Below are 2,403 nucleotides of genomic sequence, written 5' to 3' on the forward strand. Positions count from 1 at the left end.
GCCTTGGCGTGCTTAATCGCGCGGAGTACGAAGATTGCGAGCTGCTGATGGCGCTGCGTGAAGAACTTAATCACGACGGTAACGACTACAAATTTACCGACGATGAAATGCTTGGCCCGTTTGGTGAATTGCATTGTGTTTCCGCTCTGCCTCCGACGCCAAAGTTTGTGGATGGCAGCGATCCTGAGCTGATTGCCATGCAGAAACAGCGTTATCAGCAAATTGTTCGTTCCACGATGGTGCTCTCTTTAACCGAGCTGATCTCACGGATCAGCTTAAAAAAAGCCTTCCAGAAGTAATTCTGACCGAACTCCCTTTTCGCCCTCTTAAGCCGAATGGTGTATCCTTGCCAGCAATGAAAGTTATTCACGGTTAATTAAAAATGAAAGAAATCGAAAAAGCAGAAATCAAACGTCTTAGCGATCGCCTCGATCTTATCCGTCACGAGATGCCTGAACTGCATCTGATCAATGACGCTGAAAAGTACGCTGAGATGGAAAAAGAGAAAGCGAAGCTGGAAATTGAGATCGTGCGCCTGCAAGCGGTGCGCAACCAGAAGCTGAGCAAAGAAGCGCAAAAGCTGATGGCGCTGCCGTACAAGCGTCCAATTACCAAGAAAGAACAAGCCAACATGGGTGCCCTGAAAAAAGCAGTGCGCGGCCTGGTTATCGTGCATCCAATGACGGCGTTAGGCCGTGAGATGGGCCTCGAAGAAATGACTGGTTTTTCTAAGACTGATTTCTAATCTGGCTTTAGTCAATATGTCGGGGGCGCTGCGCTTGCCCGACCTACTGGTTATCGTTCGTAGGGCGGATAAGCGCAAGCGTCATCCGCCAACAATCAATTACTTCAATACCTGCGGGTTCACGCAGTTCTCTTTCACCTTGCCACTCAACGCTGCAATTAAGTTATCCACCGCGCAGGCGGCCATGTTGTAGCGGGTTTCGTGGGTCGCGGAACCGATATGCGGCAGCGCCACGACGTTCGGCAGGCTCAGCAGCGGGGAATCAACCGGCAGCGGTTCTTGTTCAAAAACATCCAGCCCAGCGGCGTGAATTTTGCCGTCTACCAGCGCTTGAATCAGTGCCTTTTCGTCAACTACCGGGCCACGTCCGGCGTTAATCAAAATCGCTGAGGATTTCATTTTAGCCAATTGCTCAGCACCAATCAGATGATAAGTTTCGTCCGTCAGCGGCAGAGAAATACAGACGAAATCGGATTCGGCTAACAAGGTATCCAGGTCGCAATAACGTGCGTTAAAACGCTCTTCGGCTTCCTGGTGATGGCGGCGAGCGTTATACAAAATCGGCATGCTAAAGCCGAAGTGCGCACGTTGTGCCAGTGCCAGGCCAATGCGGCCCATGCCCAGAATCCCTAACGTTTTATGGTGCACGTCGATGCCAAACCAATCCGCTCCAATGCTGCCTTGCCATTCACCCTTTTTCACTCGTTCAGCCACTTCCAGCGCGCGACGTGCGGTCGCCAGTACTAACGTCATCATGGTGTCGGCGACGGTTTCTGTCAGAACTGTTGGCGTGTGCATCAGCGCGATACCGCGCGCGCTCAGTGCATCAACATCAAAATTGTCGTAGCCGACGGAAATGGTCGACGCTGCGCGCAGATTCGGAGTGTGCTCCAGAAACGCTTTATCCACTGTTTCGCTGGAACCCAGAATCCCTTGCGCATCGGCAAAGGCTTGCGCGTTTTGCTTGATGGTTTCTTGGCTTAGGTTATTCAGCTGAGTGACGCTAAAGTGACTTTCAAGACGGGCAAGCAGGTCGTCAGGTAACTTTTTGTAGAGGATGACGGGCGGCTTCATGGCGTTCTCCGTTAAATAGTTATAGACAGGCCTGGCGGTTTAACGGCCGCCGGGCCTGAGATTAGGCGTGGTGTGCTGCCACTGGGACGTGTTGGTTTTTCGCCGGTTTCACAATCAGAGTTAGCCACACTGAGGCGAGCAATGCCACCCCCATAAAGACATAGGAAGCCGACGGGCTGCCCGTTGCACCGTTAAGGTAGCCAACAAACCAGGAGCCAACAAACGAACCGAGCGCCCCCATACTGTTGATTAATGCCATCGCGCCACCCGCGACATTGCGCGGCAACATTTCCGGAATAATCGCAAAGAATGGACCGTAGGGCGCATACATTGCCGCACCGGCAATCACCAGCAGGGTGTAGGAAACCCAGAAGTGATCGGCACCAACCAGCCACGAACCGAGGAAAGCCAGCGCGCCAATCAGCAGCAGCGGCCAGACAAACAGCTTACGGTTCTGCATCTTGTCCGAAGCCCAGGAAACCACAATCATCGCGATGGTCGCCGCCAGATACGGAACAGACGACAGCCAGCCCACTTCGACCATGCCCATTCCCGCGGTGCCTGCGCCACGGATGATAGAAGGT

At 53.0% G+C, this 2,403-nt stretch carries 4 protein-coding genes; 2 read left to right on the plus strand and 2 right to left on the minus strand.

The annotated features are described in order from the left end of the window. Positions 1–299, plus strand: a 299-nt coding sequence (locus MES37_RS24105; RefSeq protein WP_273695254.1) for an MltR family transcriptional regulator, incomplete at its 5' end; no start/stop codon positions are given. 83 nt (positions 300–382) lie between these two features. After that, positions 383–745 carry a YibL family ribosome-associated protein gene (locus tag MES37_RS24110; RefSeq protein ID WP_034499383.1) on the plus strand — a complete coding sequence of 121 codons (363 nt, stop codon included), beginning with the start codon at positions 383–385 and terminating at the stop codon, positions 743–745. 99 nt (positions 746–844) lie between these two features. Here the strand turns inward: MES37_RS24110 and ghrB are convergent, their stop codons facing one another. Continuing rightward, positions 845–1,819, minus strand: coding sequence for a glyoxylate/hydroxypyruvate reductase GhrB (gene ghrB / locus MES37_RS24115; RefSeq protein WP_064542504.1), 975 nt, complete (start codon positions 1,817–1,819; stop codon positions 845–847). Positions 1,820–1,880: 61 nt separating this feature from the next. Then, positions 1,881–2,403: MFS transporter (locus tag MES37_RS24120; RefSeq protein WP_237932799.1), on the minus strand; the 523-nt coding region annotated here is incomplete at its 5' end.

The organism is Buttiauxella sp. S19-1, from assembly GCF_022134725.1.
In the GTDB taxonomy this organism is placed as follows: domain Bacteria; phylum Pseudomonadota; class Gammaproteobacteria; order Enterobacterales; family Enterobacteriaceae; genus Buttiauxella; species Buttiauxella ferragutiae.

What these genes read in the sequence shown, in the direction of transcription:
- MES37_RS24110 (WP_034499383.1), top strand. Translation starts at nt 383, where the DNA reads ATGAAAGAAATCGAAAAAGCAGAAATCAAACGTCTTAGCGATCGCCTC.
- ghrB (WP_064542504.1), bottom strand. Translation starts at nt 1,819, where the DNA reads ATGAAGCCGCCCGTCATCCTCTACAAAAAGTTACCTGACGACCTGCTT.